The organism is Agrobacterium sp. DKPNP3, from assembly GCF_052686535.1.
The window spans coordinates 1-16,441 of record NZ_JBQYSN010000067.1 but is presented as its reverse complement, the minus strand read 5'-3'; the positions used below and the strand labels follow the sequence as shown (position 1 = coordinate 16,441).

The window sequence follows — 16,441 nt, the reverse complement described above, 5'->3', positions numbered from 1 at the left end:
GGCCATGGTAAGCCGAGTTGATCGCGGTCCGGTCGCGGAATGGTTCTGGACCATCGACCGTTTCTTTCTGGCGGCGTTCATCGCACTGATGGGCATTGGCCTGATGCTGTCCTTCGCGGCATCACCCGCCGTCGCCGAGCGTATCGGCCTCAACAGCTTCTTCTTCGTGGAACGTCAGGCCATGTTCATGGTGCCGTCGCTGGCGATCATGATCGGCCTGTCCTTCCTGTCGCCCCGCCAGGTGCGGCGTGTGGCCGTCATCATGCTGATCGTTTCCCTGCTGATGATGATCTTCGCGCTGTTCTTCGGTATCGAGGTGAAGGGCGCGCGGCGGTGGATTTCCATCGGCAGTTTCTCGATCCAGCCTTCGGAATTCATGAAGCCGGCCTTTGTGATCGTCTGCGCCTGGCTCTTCGCCGAACGGGCGCGCCATCCTGAAATTCCGGGCAATCTATTCGCCATCATCACCTTCGGCATCGTCGCCGCACTTCTGATCGCCCAGCCCGACTTCGGTCAGACCATCCTGACATCGGTGGTGTGGGGCGGCATGTTCTTCATGGCGGGTGTGCCTTGGTTCTGGATCATCATGCTCGGCGGTCTCGGCGTCGGCGGTATCATCACCGCCTACCTGATGTTGCCGCACGTCGCGGGCCGTATCGACCGGTTCTGGACGGGTGAAGGCGATACGTTCCAGGTTGATACGGCGCGTGAAGCGATCATTCGCGGTGACTGGTTCGGCCGCGGACCCGGTGAGGGCATCGTCAAGCGCATCATTCCCGACAGCCATACCGACTTCATCTTCTCGGTGGCCGCGGAAGAATTCGGCATCGTTTTCTGCATGTTCCTCGTCGCGATCTTCGCCTTCATCGTGCTGCGCGGCCTGTCGCACGCCTTCAAGGAGAAGGACGATTTCTGCCGCTTTGCCGTGGCCGGTCTGGTGCTTCAAATCGGCATGCAGTCGATGATCAATATCGGCGTCAATCTCGAACTGATGCCTGCCAAGGGCATGACCTTGCCGCTGATTTCCTATGGCGGCTCGTCGATGATGGCGATATGCGTGACCGCCGGCTTCCTTCTGGCGTTGACACGCCACAGACCCGAAAAGCGGGCGCAGGAGCGGAGTTTCTTCCGCGTCGGTTCCGGCGTTCCCGCGGAGTAAACGATCATGAGCAAGGGTATCGTTCTTCTTGCCGCCGGTGGAACCGGCGGCCACGTGTTTCCGGCAGAGGCGCTGGCGCATACGCTGAAGGCGCGCGGTTACCAGGTGCATCTCGTCACCGACAGCCGCGCCGAGCGTTATGCGGGCAAGTTCCCGGCGGATGATATTCATGTTGTGCCGTCTGCGACCATCGGCTCCAAAAACCCGGTTTCCGTGGCGCGTTCGCTTTGGAAGCTCTGGGTTGGCCTGCGCGCGGCGCGTCGGCTGGTGGCGAAACTGAAGCCGGTCGCTGTTGTCGGTTTCGGCGGCTATCCCACCGTGCCTCCGTTGCTGGCCTCCACCGGGCTTGGCGTTCCCTCCATCATTCACGAACAGAATGCCGTGATGGGCCGGGCCAACAAGGCGCTTGCCGGACGGGTAAAGGCAATTGCCGGCGGCTTCCTGCCACCCGCGAATGGTCAATATTCCGAGAAAACTGTCGCGACAGGCAATCCGGTGCGCCCAGCGGTGCTGGCGGCCTCAGAAATACCATACACCGCCTCGCAGACGGGTGAGCCTTTCCAGCTCGTCGTGTTTGGCGGCAGTCAGGGTGCGCAATTTTTCTCGAGCGCTGTCCCCGCTGCGATCTGCCTTCTGAAAGACGAGCAGCGCAAGCGCATCGTCGTCACCCAGCAGGCGCGGCCGGAAGACAAGGACAGCGTGATCGCCTCCTATCAGAAACTGGGCGTAAAGGCTGACGTTTCGCCCTTCTTCGGCGACATGGCCTCGCGCATCGGTGAGGCCGATCTGGTGATCAGCCGCTCGGGCGCTTCGACGGTATCGGAGCTTTCGGTGATCGGCCGCCCGTCGATCCTCGTGCCTTATCCGCATGCGCTGGATCATGATCAGGCGGCGAATGCGGCAGCGCTGTCGGCCGCGGGCGGGGCAAGTGTCATCAAGCAGGCAGACCTGTCGCCGCAAAAGCTCTCCGGCCTGATATCCTCGGCGCTTGCGGAGCCGGATCGTCTTTCCGCAACCGCAGCAGCGGCCAAGGCAACCGGCAAGCCGCATGCGGCGGATGTGCTGGCCGATCTGGTGGAAGCAATCGCCTCTGGGCAATCCGTACAGGAATTCAAGAATAAGAATGAAGGAGTTGGGGCATGAAGATGCCGAAAGCCATAGGCCTTGTGCATTTCATCGGCATAGGCGGGATCGGCATGAGCGGCATTGCCGAAGTGCTTCACAATCTCGGCCACCGGGTGCAGGGCTCGGATCAAGCGGAAAGCGCCAATGTGCAGCGTCTGCGTGAGAAGGGCATCGAAGTATTTGTCGGCCACACCGCTGATAATATTGGTGATGCAGAAGTCGTGGTCGTTTCCACTGCGATCAAGAAGAGCAATCCGGAACTCGTCGCGGCGCGGGAAAAGCACCTGCCGATCGTTCGCCGTGCGGAAATGCTGGCCGAGTTGATGCGCTTCCGTAACGCCATCGCCATTGGCGGCACCCACGGCAAGACCACGACGACCTCCATGGTCGCGACGCTGCTGGAAGCCGGCAATCTCGACCCGACCGTCATCAATGGCGGCATCATCAATGCCTACGGCACCAATGCCCGCATGGGTGAGGGCGAGTGGATGGTGGTGGAGGCGGATGAATCCGACGGCACCTTCCTGAAGCTGCCGGCCGATGTCGCCGTCATCACCAATATCGATCCCGAACATCTTGACCATTACGGCAATTTCGATGCCGTGCGCGCCGCGTTCCGGCAGTTTGTCGAGAACGTACCGTTCTACGGTTTCGGCGTCATGTGCCTCGATCATCCCGAGGTTCAGGCGCTGGTCGGCCGGATCGAAGACCGCAAGGTCATCACCTACGGCGAGAACCCGCAGGCCGATGTGCGGTTTTCGAATGTCCGCATCGATGGCACGCGCTCAGTCTTCGACGTGGAAATCCGCCGCCGCCGCACCGGCAAGGTGTTCTCCTTCAAGGATCTCGTCCTGCCGATGCCTGGCCGCCACAACGTGTCGAATGCAACCGCTGCCATCGCCGTTGCCAATCGTCTCGGCATCTCGGAAGCCGACATCAAGAAGGGACTTGCATCCTTCGGCGGCGTCAAGCGCCGTTTCACGCTCACCGGCGAAGCCAATGGGGTGCAGGTTTTTGACGATTACGGACACCACCCGGTGGAGATCAAGGCCGTGCTGAAGGCAGCGAGGGAAGCCTGCAAGGGCCGCATCATCGCCGTGCACCAGCCGCACCGCTACAGCCGCCTTTCGAGCCTGTTTGATGATTTCGCGCATTGTTTCAACGATGCCGATACGATTCTCCTTGCCCCGGTCTATGCTGCGGGCGAAGATCCTATCGAAGGCGCAAGCTCCGAAGCGCTGGTTTCAGCCATCAAGGCCGCCGGCCACCGTGATGCCCGTTTCCTCGAAAAACGGGAAGACTTGGCGTCTGAGGTCGCAGCCATTGCGAATCCGGGTGATTTCGTGGTTCTCTTGGGGGCTGGAAATATCACGCAATGGGCAGCGGCGCTGCCGTCGGAATTGAAGAGCATATCAGGAAAGTCTGAATGAGACAGGTCGATGGGGTTAAATTGCTGGGGAGGCTCGGCGACGGGGTAAATGAATTGCGGGGACGTCTGACACCGGATGCGCCCATGGACCGCGTGACGTGGTTCAGAGCCGGCGGTCTTGCGGAGGTGATGTTCCAGCCGCACGATACGGATGATCTGATTGCCTTCCTGAAAATTCTGCCGGAAGACGTGCCTTTGACCGTGGTCGGCGTCGGCTCGAACCTGCTTGTACGTGACGGCGGCATTCCGGGTGTGGTCGTGCGCCTGTCCGCCAAGGGTTTCGGCCAGGTGGAGCTTGCGGGCGAAAACCGCATCAAGGCCGGCGCGATCTGCCCGGACAAGCATATTGCGGCCATGGCCATGGATAATGGCATCGGCGGCTTCCACTTCTATTACGGCATTCCCGGCTCCATCGGCGGCGCGCTGCGCATGAATGCGGGCGCAAACGGCGGCGAGACGCGTGAACGTGTTGTGGAAGTCTATGCGGTTGACCGTCAGGGCAATCAGCATGTGCTTTCCAACGCGGATATGGGCTATAGCTACCGCCATTCCGGCGCCGACAAGGGCCTGATCTTTACCGGCGCGCTGTTTGAGGGTTATCCGGAAGACAAGGCGAAGATCCGTGCGGATATGGACGCCGTGCGGCATCACCGCGAGACCGTGCAGCCGATTCGCGAACAGACCGGTGGTTCGACCTTCAAGAATCCAGACGGTCATTCCGCCTGGGAACTGATCGACGAAGCGGGTGGCCGTGGTCTGGTCATCGGCGGCGCGCAGATGTCGTCGCTACATTGCAATTTCATGATCAATACCGGCCATGCGACCGGTTACGATCTGGAATATCTCGGTGAGACCATCCGCAGGCGTGTTTTCGAGAAATCGGGCATCCGGCTGGAATGGGAAATCAAGCGCCTTGGCCTCTTCATGCCGGGTCGTGAAGTGGAGCCGTTCCTCGGGGCATAAACCCCGGCGAATGCTGCCTATGACAAGAAAATTCTGCTTTTGATCGACTGTTACGTGTTTCGTAACGGTCGATCAATGTTTTTTACTCTATCTTTTGGGGTGAATGCTCGATCGGCTAGGGCAAGGTTTCGTTTTTGAATTTTATATTGTTTTTTCATTAGGAAATACTAACAGAAATATTTGATCTGGGTGCCTTTGAGCATGATGTTGGGTCTTTGGAAAAAACCGATCGAGATGATGAGTTTTTCGGTCGCGACGCTCGAGGGTCGGCGGCGGCTCAAGCCTCTGGAATTCTCCATTCGTATTGCTTGTCTCGTGACGCTCATTGTCATTCTGATGTGCACTGGCGGCCTGACGCTTCTCGCCCAGTTCGGGCTCGTGACCGATCTCTTCAATGGGATCATGTTGGCTGTGACGCTCGGCGGCGCTGTGGCGTTCACCGTGACATTGCTGGTCTGCTGGCTGAATGCGAGGGAAGTACAAATTCTCGTGCAATCTCACGAGCGTTTTCTGCATCTGAGCCATACGGACGCCCTGACTGGTCTCAGCAACCGGCTCGGCCTTTATGCGGCATGTGATAAACTCGGCACCGACTACTGCGTCGCATTTTTCGATATCGATCATTTCAAATCGGTGAATGACAGGTACAGCCATCTCGTCGGCGATCTCGTCATATCGAGCGTCGCCAGCCGGATAAGGGAGTATTTCGATCCTCCAGCGCATGTCGCGCGCTTGGGCGGCGAGGAATTTGTGGTCGTCCAGGAGACCAACCGGCTGGCCTTCCTGCAGATGTGCGAGAGGGTGCGCGCAGCCGTCGCGGCGACGCCGGTGGACTACCAGGGTTTGCGGATCACGGTAACGATTTCGATTGGTGTCGCTTTTCGCGGCGACGCCGAAATTTTCGACAAGGTCATGCACAATGCCGATCTGGCCCTTTATCGGGCGAAAGAGGGCGGCCGCAATCGCGTCTGCATGACGGGGCACGTGGAGCGCCGGCAGTCGGTGGCTTAAGCAGAATTTGACAGACAAAAGCCCGCGAAACGAAGGTTTAGCGGGCTTTTGTCGTTGAGCGTCTCAGATCAGACTTCGTCCTTGCGCGACAGAAGAATGCAGGCGAGCGTAATGAGGGCGGATACGCAGAGGTAATAGCCGACATAGCCCATGCCGTAGTTCACCTGCAGCCATGTGGCGATGTAAGGCGCCAGCGATGCGCCGAAGATGCCGGCCATGTTGAAGGTGATGGACGAGCCGGTGTAGCGCACGCGGGTCGGGAAGGGGGCTGCAAGCGCCGTGCCGATCAGGCCGTATGTCATGCCCATCAACATCATCGCCAGAGCAGCGAAGACGAAGATCGAGCCTTCGCCACCGGTCATCAGGCTGGGCAACAGGAAGGAGAACAGGCCGATCAGAACGGTGGTGATGATCAGGATTTCGCGACGGCCGAATTTCTCGGCAAGCTTGCCGGCGATCGGGATGAAGATACCGAAAACGACGGAGCCGAGGATCTGCACTTCCAGCGCGTCGAGGAACGGAATTTTCAGGACCTTGACGTTGTAGGAGAGCAGATAGGCGGTGCCGATGTAGAAAAGCACGAAAGTGGCCAGCGCTACGAAGGTACCGAGCACAAGGCTGCGCTTGTGGTTGCGGAACAGTTCCGCGACCGGCACGGCCACACGTTCTTCCTTTTCGATCGCCTTCTGGAAATCGGGCGTTTCGGTGATCGACAGGCGAACCCACATGCCGACGGCGATCAGGATGATCGAGGCGACAAAGGGAATGCGCCAGCCCCAGCTGAGCAGTGCTTCCTGCGACATGAAGTGCAGCAGGATCCAGAAGACGCCTGACGAGAGGAACAGGCCGACCGGTGCGCCGAGCTGAGGGAACATGCCATACCAGCTGCGCTTGCCGGGAGGGGCATTTTCGGTGGCGAGCAGGACGGCACCGCCCCATTCGCCACCCAGACCGAAGCCCTGGCCGAAGCGGCAAAGCGCCAGCAACAGCGGCGCAAGGACGCCCGCCGTCTCATAGGAGGGCAACAAACCGATCACGACCGTCGACACGCCCATGGTCAGCAATGCTGCGACAAGCGTTGTCTTGCGGCCGACGCGGTCGCCATAGTGACCGAAGACCACGGCGCCCAAGGGGCGAGCAAAAAAGGCGATGGAGAATGTCGCGAAAGACGCCAGAAGCGCCGTCATCGGGTCATTGTTCGGGAAGAACAGGGCCGGGAACACGAGCACTGCGGCCGTGGCGTAAACGTAAAAATCGAAAAACTCGATGGTCGTGCCGACCAGGCTGGCAGTGAGAACTCGTGCAGGCGAATTTGTCTTTACAACGTTCGAATTGTCAGCTGTCGGCGATACCGGAGATATCGCTTCAGTCATGGTATTGGTTCCATTGTGGAGGATTGCAATGTCATGCCTAACAAGGCGCTGAGTGGGTTAACGCAATTTTCGTTCCCATGGAATGCAAAAAAAGAAATATTGCAAATAATGTGATTGATGAGGCGGTGGGCATGCTGCTGCCCGACGGTGATCGTTCAGCGATTGAGAGACTGATTCAGGCCGTGGATTTAACGCGCTGAAACGTCAGATAATTTTGTCTGGGGAATAATGCTTCCTGTTAACGTTTCGGCCTTGCCATCGTCTCGCATGGACAGGGGGCATGGCCACGATTTATTTCCGATCATTGAAAACCCGCATGTTGCAATCCTCGCAACTCTCTGATTCCAAGGAGGGAATCCGGATCGGTGCTGATTCTTTAATGGAACTTGGCACGTTGGGCGCGGCGGTTAACGAAAGTAAACGATTCATTAACCTTAATGGCGTTTAACTGATCTCAAGGATCATGTGCCAGAATCACCGTCGTTCCAAAACGGTCGGTTCGCAGCATGGTTCGTAACGGAGAGTTGGTGTCAGAGGGTTCGATGGGCGGCAAACACGTAGCTGTTCTTATGGGTGGATTTTCGTCGGAGCGGCCAGTCAGCCTGTCGTCGGGCAATGCTTGCGCGCAGGCTCTGGAAGACGAGGGCTACAACGTCACCCGTGTCGATGTGGGGCGCGATATCGCTGCCGTGCTCGACGAGCTGCGCCCGGATGTCGCTTTTAATGCGCTGCATGGGCCCTTCGGCGAAGACGGCACCATTCAGGGTATCCTCGAATATCTCGCCATTCCCTATACCCATTCCGGCGTCTTGGCTTCCGCCCTTGCCATGGACAAGGCGCAGGCCAAGAAGGTGGCTGCCGCCGCCGGCGTTCCTGTCGCTGCCGAACGCGTCATGAACCGTTTCGATTTCACCATGGAACATCCCCTTGCGCCACCTTATGTGGTGAAGCCGGTGCGTGAAGGCTCGAGCTTCGGCGTCGTGATCGTCAAGGAAGATCAGTCGCATCCGCCGCAAATTCTCACCTCCTCTGAATGGAAATACGGCGACCATGTCATGGTCGAGCGGTATATCCATGGCCGCGAATTGACCTGCGGCGTGCTCGATGGCGAGGCGCTGGGTGTCACCGAGGTGGTGCCGCTTGGTCATAATTTTTACGATTACGATGCAAAATACGCCGCCGGTGGCTCGAAACATGTCATTCCAGCGGAAATTTCACCGAAAATTTACCAAAAGATTCAATCATTGGCGGTTATGGCGCATCGGGCGATCGGATGCCGTGGCGTAAGCCGTTCAGACTTTCGTTACGACGACCGTTTCTCAGAAGATGGCGAAGTTATCTGGCTTGAAGTGAACACCCAGCCGGGCATGACGCCGACCTCCCTGGTGCCGGAAATGGCGGCCCATGCTGGCCGCTCCTTTGGTAACCTTGTCAGCTGGATGGTGGAGGACGCTTCGTGTTTGCGATGATCGGCAAAAAGTCGACGGCAAAAAAGCGCGAGCAATTCGCGGCGGCGCCCAGCGCCGACGACCGCATGGTATTGCCGCGTCCGCTGCGTCGCGTCGTGCGCTTCGGCGTCAGTCTTGCGACCGGACGCATCCACATTCCCGCCCATACCGGCACGATTGCGGCCGTCGCCTTTTATGCGGCGACTGGCCTTTACGGCATGTCGCTTGGCGGCCACACCAACATCGTGACACAGGCGACCACGTCTGCCGCCGGTTTTGCGGTTGAAGACGTCAAGGTCTCCGGCAACCTCCAGACGTCAGAAATCGACGTTTTCCAGCTTCTCGGCCTTGATGGCAGCACCTCGCTGATTGCGCTCGATATCGATGCCGCGCGCCGCAAGCTCGTACAGCTTCCCTGGGTCGAAGACGTCGATATCCGCAAGGTTTACCCGAAGACAATCGAGGTCCGCCTGAAAGAGCGTCAGGCTTTCGGCATCTGGCAGCACGGTTCGGAACTGTCACTCATCGAAAAAAGCGGCAGCGTGATTGCGCCGCTGCGTGACAACAAGTTCGCGTCCCTGCCGCTGTTCGTCGGCCGCGATGCGGAAACAGGTGCAGCCGGTTTCGTCGATCAACTGGCGGACTGGCCGGAAATCCGCAACCGTGTTCGCGCCTATGTGCGCATCGCTGGCCGCCGCTGGGACCTGCATCTCGACAACGGCATCGTCGTGAAGCTGCCGGAAGAAAATCTGCCGAAGGCGCTGCAACTGCTGGCGCGGCTCGATCTGGAAGAAAAGGTGCTGTCGCGTGATGTCGCTGCGGTGGACCTGCGCCTTTCGGATCGCACGACCATTCAATTGACCGAAGGCGCTGCCGAGCGCCGTCAGGCTGCTGTCGATGCGCGCACCAAGGCTCTCAAGAAAGCGGAGAAGAACACATGAGCTTTTTCGGTTCTTCCCATTTCGGCCTGCCCCGGCTGAAGCCGCTGTCTTCCAAGCGCAGCCACATCGTTTCGGTGCTGGACATCGGCTCGACCAAGGTCGTTTGCATGATCGGCCGGCTGACGCCGCGTCAGGAAAGCGAAATTCTGCCCGGCCGCACCCACAAGGTGGAAATCATCGGCATCGGTCATCAGCGGTCGCGCGGCGTGAAGTCAGGCGTGATCGCCGACCTTGATGCGCTGGAAGGTGTCATTCGTCTTGCGGTCGATGCGGCCGAGCGCATGGCGGGGCTTACCGTCGACAGCCTGATCGTCAATGTTTCGGCTGGAAGGCTTGCCAGCGATATCTATACGGCGAGCATCGATCTCGGCGGGCAGGAAGTGGAAGCGAGCGATCTGCGCAAGGTTCTGGTGGCGGCAAGCCAGCAGTCCATGCGCCAGGACCGGGCCATCCTGCATTCGCTGCCGACGGGCTACTCTCTGGATGGTGAGCGCGGCATTCGCGATCCGCTGTCGATGTATGGCGATCTTCTCGGCGTCGACATGCATGTGGTGACCGTCGAACGCACGGCGCTGAAGAACCTCGAGCTTTGCGTCAACCGCGCGCATCTGTCCGTCGAAGGCATGGTGGCGACGCCCTATGCCAGCGGTCTAGCCGCACTGGTGGACGACGAAGTCGAACTCGGCTGCGCCGCCATCGACATGGGCGGCGGCACGACGACGATCTCGGTTTTCGCCGAAGGCCGGCTCATTCACACCGACGCGATCGGCCTTGGCGGCCATCACGTTACGACAGATCTTGCACGAGGCCTCTCGACACGAATCGAAGATGCGGAGAGACTGAAGGTGGTGCATGGTTCGGCATTGCTGAATGGCGCGGATGAGCGCGACATGATTTCGATCCCGCCGATTGGCGAAGATGATCGCGATCAACCATCGCAAGTTTCAAGAGCATTGGTCACCCGCATCGTGCGGGCGCGTATCGAAGAGACGCTGGAATTGATCCGTGATCGTATCCAGAAGTCCGGCTTCAGCCCGATTGTCGGCAAGCGCGTCGTCCTGACCGGCGGCGCAAGCCAGCTGACGGGTCTGCCGGAAACGGCGCGGCGCATTCTTGCCCGCAACGTTCGTATCGGCCGCCCGATGGGTGTTGCCGGTCTTCCGGTCGCGGCAAAGGGGCCTGCCTTTTCGACGGCGTGCGGACTGATGATCTATCCGCAGGTGGCGGACATCGAAATTCATGCGGCGCAAGGCGGAATGTTCTCGCCGTTTGGCAATGGTAGCGGCCGGATAGCCCGGGTGGGGCAATGGCTGAAAGAGAGTTTTTGAGTAGCCTCGGGGCGCAAGCCGGAGGTTTCAGAGTTGAGTTTCAAGAATCGGCCAGCGGGGCGATGCGGCCAGAGAAAGAAGGAATGTTAAAATGACGATACAGCTGCAGAAGCCTGATATCACAGAGCTGAAGCCACGCATCACCGTCTTCGGTGTTGGCGGTGGCGGTGGTAACGCTGTCAACAACATGATCACGGCTGGCCTTCAGGGCGTCGACTTTGTCGTTGCCAACACGGATGCCCAGGCGCTGACCATGACCAAGGCAGATCGGGTCATTCAGCTCGGCGTCAACGTCACTGAAGGCCTTGGCGCCGGTTCCCAGCCGGAAGTCGGCCGCGCTGCCGCTGAAGAATGCATCGACGAGATCATCGATCACCTGAACGGCACCCATATGTGCTTCGTCACCGCCGGCATGGGCGGCGGCACCGGCACCGGCGCGGCTCCTGTCGTCGCACAGGCCGCCCGCAACAAGGGCATCCTGACGGTCGGCGTCGTTACCAAGCCTTTCCACTTCGAAGGCGGTCGCCGTATGCGTCTTGCCGAACAGGGCATCGAGGAACTGCAGAAGTCCGTCGATACGCTGATCGTCATTCCGAACCAGAACCTCTTCCGTATTGCCAATGACAAGACGACCTTTGCGGACGCCTTCGCCATGGCCGACCAGGTCCTCTATTCCGGCGTTGCCTGCATTACCGACCTGATGGTGAAGGAAGGTCTCATCAACCTCGACTTCGCCGACGTCCGTTCGGTCATGCGCGAAATGGGCCGCGCAATGATGGGCACCGGCGAGGCTTCCGGTCCGGGCCGCGCGATGCAGGCTGCGGAAGCGGCCATCGCCAACCCGCTGCTCGACGAAACCTCGATGAAGGGTGCGCAGGGCCTGCTGATCTCCATTACCGGCGGTCGCGACCTTACCCTGTTCGAAGTCGACGAAGCCGCGACCCGCATTCGCGAAGAAGTCGATCCGGATGCGAACATCATCCTCGGCGCAACCTTCGATGAAGCGCTTGAAGGCCTCATCCGCGTCTCCGTCGTTGCAACCGGCATCGACCGCGTTGCAGGCGTCGGCGAACAGAACGTTGCCGAAATGCGCGCCGCAGCCGCCGCTGCAAAGCCGCTTATCCGTCCTTCCGCGGCCGTTGCTCCCGCTCCGGCCGCAGTACAGCCTGCCGCAGTTTCGCAGGCACCGAAGGCCATAGACCCGATTGCCCAGACCATCCGTTCGGCTGAAGCCGAGATGGAACGTGAACTCGGTTTTGCCGCTCACCAGCAGCCGGCTCAGGACTTCCGTCCGCAGAGCAAGCTGTTTGCATCGTCTCCGGCTGAAGCACCGGCGGCACTGCGTCCGGCCCAGCCGGTTCAGCAGGCCGCTCCGGCTCCGGTTGCTCCGGCACCGGTCTATCACGCGCCGGAACAGCATGCCGCTCCGGCACCGCGCATGCAGCAGCCGCAGGCTCCCGTCTATCAGGAACCCGCGCCGGTTGCCCGCCAGCCTGAGCCGGTTCGCATGCCGAAGGTCGAGGACTTCCCCCCGGTCGTGAAGGCTGAGCTGGACCACCGCACCCATGCCGCTCCTGCTGCCCAGGAAGAGCGTGGCCCGATGGGTCTTCTGAAGCGCATCACCAACTCGCTTGGCCGCCGTGAAGAGGAAGAAGTTCCTTCCGACATGATGGACGCACCGAGCATGGCGCCGCAGCAGCGCCGCGCCCCGCTTTCGCCGGAAGCAAGCCTCTACGCCCCGCGTCGTGGCCAGCTTGACGATCACGGCCGCGCAACGCCTGCTTCCTCCAGCCATCACGATGATGACCAGCTGGAAATCCCGGCATTCCTGCGTCGCCAGTCCAACTAAAGGCGATTCCATAAGCCCTTTGAAACGCCCGGATCTCACGATCCGGGCGTTTTGTTTATTTCACGTTATTAACACTAAATTAATCAGCGTTTTCAGCCGCTTGCGCATGTAACAATCCGAAACGAACAGTGATTTGTCGTGGCACGTACATGTGCGTATGTATGAGGATGGGTAAAGGAACAGACTGACTTCGCTGGTCGTTAAAACCCGGCTCGAGAACTTTGAACGGCGCTGACCCCAAGCGACGCTGTTTGTAAAACAAGGCATAGACGCATGACCATCGGACTGCTCGGATTTCAGGCAACTATCGCACATGCTGTTCAGCTTAAAGGCATTGGCGTGCATTCCGGCAATCCGGTCTCGATGACGTTCCAGCCTGCAGAAGCTGGAACGGGCATTGTTTTCAATCGCCTTCATGACAATGGCAGCGTTACCGAACTGAAGGCCGTTTCCGCCAATGTCGGTAACACCGATCTTTGCACGGTGCTCGGCCGCTCGCTGACGCAGTCTGTCGCGACGATCGAACATGTCATGGCCGCCATCTACGCCATGGGCCTCGACAACCTCATCGTCGAGGTTGACGGCCCGGAAGTTCCGATCATGGACGGCAGCTCGGCACCTTTCATCGAGGCGATTGAATCCGTTGGCATCAAGAACCTTGGTGTGAAGCGTCGCTATATCAGGGTCATCAAACCTGTACGCATCGATTCGGGTGCTTCTTGGGCGGAATTCCGTCCCTATGACGGCACGCGCTTCGAGGTCGACATTGATTTCGATACGCCGCTCATCGGCAAGCAGTCGTGGAAGGGTGACCTGACGGCGGAGACGTTCAAAAACGAGTTGTCGCGTGCCCGTACCTTCGGCTTCATGCGCGACGTGGAGCGTCTGTGGGCCGCCGGTTATGCGCTGGGTTCCTCGCTTGAGAACTCGGTCGTCATCTCCGACGACAACAGCGTCATCAATATGGAAGGCCTGCGTTATGCCAAGGACGAATTCGTCCGCCACAAGACGCTGGATGCCGTGGGCGACCTGGCGCTTGCCGGCGCGCAGTTCATCGGCTGCTATCGTTCGTACCGCGGTGGCCACAAGGTCAACGCCAATGCGCTGAAGGCGCTGTTGAGCGACCGTACGGCTTACGAGATCGTCGAAGCCCCGGCTGCCCGCCATCAGATGGTTCGCGCGCGCGAATTTGTGGCGGTCAACATGCCCGAATTCGCACCCTGGTCTGCATAAGATTTTCTGCGGGCTATCAATTGACAGGAAAAGCCGCTCCTTTGGGGCGGCTTTTTCGTGAGGCGGGGCAGGAAGTTGCATATTATCGCCCGATATTCGTGCGATTGCATGGGGCGATGCCATAAAAATGCGTTAATGCGTCATCATTGCGTTGCCCTGCGGATGCTTTTATGGCTAGAACGCCAATACAAAGCCGATGCTTATGTATTTGCGCGGGAAGTGGGAACTGTCGAATGAAGCATGTAGGGTCTGGTGCAATGAAGGGTACGATGCGGGGGATCGCCGTTTCGTTGATGTTGGTCGGCGCGAGCGTCGTCGTCACGGCCTGCCAGTCCGATCCGGATATCGACATCACCAAGCTCGGCGTGGAGACCGATCCGCCAGACGTTCTGTACAAGCAGGCGCTGGCGAACATGAACAAAGGCAATATGACGGAAGCCTCACGCAAGTTCGAGGCGATCGACAAGCAGTACCCGTTCACCGAATGGGGACAGAAGGCGCTTGTCATGCAGACATTCATTGCCACACGCACCAACAAGAACGACGTGGCCATCGCGTCCGGCAGCCGGTTCCTGCGCCAATATCCGCGCTCGAAGGATGCCGCCTACGTTCAGTACATGATCGGTCTTGCCTATTCGAAGCAGATTTCGGACGTGACGCAGGACCAGCGCGCCGCACAGCGCACCATCGAAGCGATGAACAAGGTCGTGACGGATTATCCCGATTCGGAATACGTGCCCGACGCACAGGCCAAGATCCGTTTCGCTCGCGACCAGCTTGCCGGCCGCGAAATGCAGGTCGGCCGTTATTACCTCGAGCGCAAGGAATATCTTGCTGCCGTGTCGCGCTTCCGCATCGTGGTCGAGCAATATCAAAACACCAACCAGATCGAAGAAGCGCTCGCGCGTCTCACCGAAGCCTATTATGCCATGGGTCTGGCGGATGAAGCCCAGACTGCTGCTGCCGTACTCGGTAACAACTATCCCGATAGCCAATGGTACGCTGACTCTTACAAGCTGCTGAAGGGTCAGGGTCTCGAGCCGCGTGAAAACAAGGGATCCTGGATTTCGCGCGCCGGCAAGAAGCTCATCGGCGCCTGAGACGGGGCATAGACCATGCTGGTCCAGCTCTCGATTCGCGATATCGTTCTCATCGAAAGGCTCGACCTCGGTTTCGAGGCGGGCCTTTCCGTGTTGACGGGCGAGACGGGTGCGGGCAAATCCATTCTGCTTGACAGTCTTTCGCTTGCCCTTGGCGGGCGCGGTGATGGCGGCCTCGTGCGCCACGGCGAAGACAAGGGGCAGGTGACGGCCACTTTCGAAGTTCCGAACGATCATCCGACCCGGCTTCTGCTGCGCGAAAATGGTCTCGATGACGACGGCGATCTTATTTTTCGTCGCGTTCAATCGGCCGACGGGCGCACCAAGGCTTATGTCAACGACCAGGCCGTAAGCGTGCAGATGATGCGGCAGCTCGGTCAGTTGCTGGTCGAAATCCATGGTCAGCACGACGACCGCGCCCTTGTCGATACCGACGCGCACCGCACCTTGCTGGATGCCTTTGCCGGGCTCAGCGATGAGGCGCGGAGCGTTCAGGGCCTCTACCGGACCTGGAAAGATGCCGAGCGGGCGCTGAAGACCCACCGTGCCAAGGTGGAGGCGGCGGCGCGTGAGGCGGATTACCTGCGGTCCTCCGTCGAGGAACTGGAAACGCTTTCGCCGCGCGATGGCGAAGAGGATGAGCTGGCAGAACGTCGGGCCGTGATGCAGAAATCCGAACGTATTGCCGGTGATATCGCTGAGGCGAGCGAATTTCTGAATGGCAATGCTTCGCCCGTGCCTGTCATCGCCTCGATGATGCGGCGTCTGGAACGTAAGAGCCATGAGGCGCCCGGCCTTCTGGAAGATACCGTACAATTGCTGGATGCCGCGCTCGACAGCCTCTCCAACGCGCAGATGGAAGTGGAGGCGGCCCTGCGCCGCACCGAGTTCGATCCGCGTGAGCTGGAGCGGGTAGAGGAGCGGCTGTTTGCGCTGCGCGCCGCTGGACGCAAATACAACGTCGCCGTACCTGACCTTCCGGCTCTCGCCGAAAAAATGGTTGCCGATCTCGCCGACCTCGATGCCGGTGAAGAAAAGCTCGGCAAGCTCGAGGCCAATCTCGGTGTGGTCAAAGCTGATTTCGACCGGGCCGCCCACTCGCTTTCTGAGAAGCGCCGTCATGCCGCGGAGGCTCTTTCGAGCGCCGTGATGGCGGAACTCCCGGCGCTGAAACTGGAACGGGCGCGGTTTACGGTCGAGGTGACGTCCGATCCCGAACAGGCGACGGCTGACGGCATCGATACGGTGGAATTCCACGTCCAGACCAATCCGGGCACGCGCCCCGGCCCGATCATGAAGGTTGCCTCGGGCGGCGAACTGTCGCGCTTCCTTCTGGCACTGAAAGTCGCGCTTGCCGACCGCGGCTCGGCGCCCACGCTGGTCTTCGATGAAATCGACACCGGCGTCGGCGGAGCAGTGGCGGATGCCATCGGCCAGCGTCTGCGCCGCCTGTCCAAAACCGTACAGGTTCTCTCCGTGACC

14 protein-coding genes are annotated in these 16,441 nt (G+C 59.7%); 13 read left to right on the top strand and 1 reads right to left on the bottom strand.

The annotated features are described in order from the left end of the window. Positions 1–4: 4 nt before the first annotated feature. From ftsW to ACUTJJ_RS17505, 5 genes are all read left to right on the top strand, one after another. The gene (gene ftsW / locus ACUTJJ_RS17525) at positions 5–1,159 is read left to right on the top strand and encodes a putative lipid II flippase FtsW (RefSeq protein ID WP_063950576.1); all 1,155 of its coding nucleotides are present in this window, start codon (positions 5–7) and stop codon (positions 1,157–1,159) included. A 6-nt stretch (positions 1,160–1,165) separates the two neighbouring features. Continuing rightward, the gene (murG, locus tag ACUTJJ_RS17520) at positions 1,166–2,302 is read left to right on the top strand and encodes an undecaprenyldiphospho-muramoylpentapeptide beta-N-acetylglucosaminyltransferase (protein WP_209087572.1); all 1,137 of its coding nucleotides are present in this window, start codon (positions 1,166–1,168) and stop codon (positions 2,300–2,302) included. After that, positions 2,299–3,714 carry a UDP-N-acetylmuramate--L-alanine ligase gene (gene murC, locus ACUTJJ_RS17515; RefSeq protein WP_209087574.1) on the top strand — a complete coding sequence of 472 codons (1,416 nt, stop codon included), beginning with the start codon at positions 2,299–2,301 and terminating at the stop codon, positions 3,712–3,714. Before murG ends, murC begins: the two co-directional genes overlap by 4 nt. Beyond that, positions 3,711–4,676 (top strand): UDP-N-acetylmuramate dehydrogenase, encoded by a 966-nt coding sequence (gene murB, locus ACUTJJ_RS17510; protein WP_063950573.1) that lies wholly within the window; start codon positions 3,711–3,713, stop codon positions 4,674–4,676. Before murC ends, murB begins: the two co-directional genes overlap by 4 nt. Before the next feature lie 201 nt (positions 4,677–4,877). Continuing rightward, positions 4,878–5,687, top strand: coding sequence for a GGDEF domain-containing protein (locus tag ACUTJJ_RS17505; RefSeq protein ID WP_209087577.1), 810 nt, complete (start codon positions 4,878–4,880; stop codon positions 5,685–5,687). Between the two features lie 68 nt (positions 5,688–5,755). Here ACUTJJ_RS17505 and ACUTJJ_RS17500 read toward each other — a convergent pair whose 3' ends face one another. Continuing rightward, positions 5,756–7,060, bottom strand: a complete 1,305-nt coding sequence (locus ACUTJJ_RS17500; protein WP_404497027.1) for an MFS transporter — start codon at positions 7,058–7,060, stop codon at positions 5,756–5,758. A gap of 280 nt (positions 7,061–7,340) precedes the next feature. Here ACUTJJ_RS17500 and ACUTJJ_RS17495 point away from each other — a divergent pair, with 280 nt between their 5' ends. From ACUTJJ_RS17495 to recN, 8 genes are all read left to right on the top strand, one after another. Continuing rightward, complete coding sequence (locus tag ACUTJJ_RS17495) at positions 7,341–7,508, top strand: hypothetical protein (protein WP_445542922.1); 168 nt, start codon at positions 7,341–7,343, stop codon at positions 7,506–7,508. Positions 7,509–7,602: 94 nt separating this feature from the next. Next, positions 7,603–8,529, top strand: coding sequence for a D-alanine--D-alanine ligase (locus ACUTJJ_RS17490; RefSeq protein WP_445542921.1), 927 nt, complete (start codon positions 7,603–7,605; stop codon positions 8,527–8,529). Then, positions 8,517–9,449, top strand: coding sequence for a cell division protein FtsQ/DivIB (locus ACUTJJ_RS17485; RefSeq protein WP_172801646.1), 933 nt, complete (start codon positions 8,517–8,519; stop codon positions 9,447–9,449). Before ACUTJJ_RS17490 ends, ACUTJJ_RS17485 begins: the two co-directional genes overlap by 13 nt. Beyond that, on the top strand, positions 9,446–10,777 hold the full coding sequence (gene ftsA, locus ACUTJJ_RS17480) for a cell division protein FtsA (protein ID WP_063950569.1): 1,332 nt from the start codon (positions 9,446–9,448) through the stop codon (positions 10,775–10,777). The genes ACUTJJ_RS17485 and ftsA overlap by 4 nt, the downstream gene beginning before the upstream one ends. Before the next feature lie 91 nt (positions 10,778–10,868). After that, positions 10,869–12,626, top strand: a complete 1,758-nt coding sequence (gene ftsZ, locus ACUTJJ_RS17475; RefSeq protein WP_063950568.1) for a cell division protein FtsZ — start codon at positions 10,869–10,871, stop codon at positions 12,624–12,626. Positions 12,627–12,899: 273 nt separating this feature from the next. Next, a complete protein-coding gene (gene lpxC, locus ACUTJJ_RS17470) occupies positions 12,900–13,859 on the top strand; it encodes a UDP-3-O-acyl-N-acetylglucosamine deacetylase (protein WP_445542920.1) in 960 nt (319 codons plus the stop codon). 233 nt (positions 13,860–14,092) lie between these two features. Beyond that, positions 14,093–14,959, top strand: coding sequence for an outer membrane protein assembly factor BamD (locus tag ACUTJJ_RS17465; RefSeq protein WP_063950566.1), 867 nt, complete (start codon positions 14,093–14,095; stop codon positions 14,957–14,959). Positions 14,960–14,974: 15 nt separating this feature from the next. Further along, positions 14,975–16,441: DNA repair protein RecN (recN, locus tag ACUTJJ_RS17460; protein ID WP_445542919.1), on the top strand; the 1,467-nt coding region annotated here is incomplete at its 3' end.

Excerpts from the sequence above, each read along its gene's own strand:
- ACUTJJ_RS17505 (WP_209087577.1), top strand. The coding sequence starts at position 4,878 with ATGATGTTGGGTCTTTGGAAAAAACCGATCGAGATGATGAGTTTTTCG.
- murC (WP_209087574.1), top strand. The coding sequence starts at position 2,299 with ATGAAGATGCCGAAAGCCATAGGCCTTGTGCATTTCATCGGCATAGGC.
- murG (WP_209087572.1), top strand. The coding sequence starts at position 1,166 with ATGAGCAAGGGTATCGTTCTTCTTGCCGCCGGTGGAACCGGCGGCCAC.
- ftsZ (WP_063950568.1), top strand. The coding sequence starts at position 10,869 with ATGACGATACAGCTGCAGAAGCCTGATATCACAGAGCTGAAGCCACGC.
- murB (WP_063950573.1), top strand. The coding sequence starts at position 3,711 with ATGAGACAGGTCGATGGGGTTAAATTGCTGGGGAGGCTCGGCGACGGG.
- ACUTJJ_RS17465 (WP_063950566.1), top strand. The coding sequence starts at position 14,093 with ATGAAGCATGTAGGGTCTGGTGCAATGAAGGGTACGATGCGGGGGATC.
- ftsA (WP_063950569.1), top strand. The coding sequence starts at position 9,446 with ATGAGCTTTTTCGGTTCTTCCCATTTCGGCCTGCCCCGGCTGAAGCCG.
- ACUTJJ_RS17495 (WP_445542922.1), top strand. The coding sequence starts at position 7,341 with ATGGCCACGATTTATTTCCGATCATTGAAAACCCGCATGTTGCAATCC.
- ftsW (WP_063950576.1), top strand. The coding sequence starts at position 5 with ATGGTAAGCCGAGTTGATCGCGGTCCGGTCGCGGAATGGTTCTGGACC.
- ACUTJJ_RS17500 (WP_404497027.1), bottom strand. The coding sequence starts at position 7,060 with ATGACTGAAGCGATATCTCCGGTATCGCCGACAGCTGACAATTCGAAC.
- ACUTJJ_RS17490 (WP_445542921.1), top strand. The coding sequence starts at position 7,603 with ATGGGCGGCAAACACGTAGCTGTTCTTATGGGTGGATTTTCGTCGGAG.
- lpxC (WP_445542920.1), top strand. The coding sequence starts at position 12,900 with ATGACCATCGGACTGCTCGGATTTCAGGCAACTATCGCACATGCTGTT.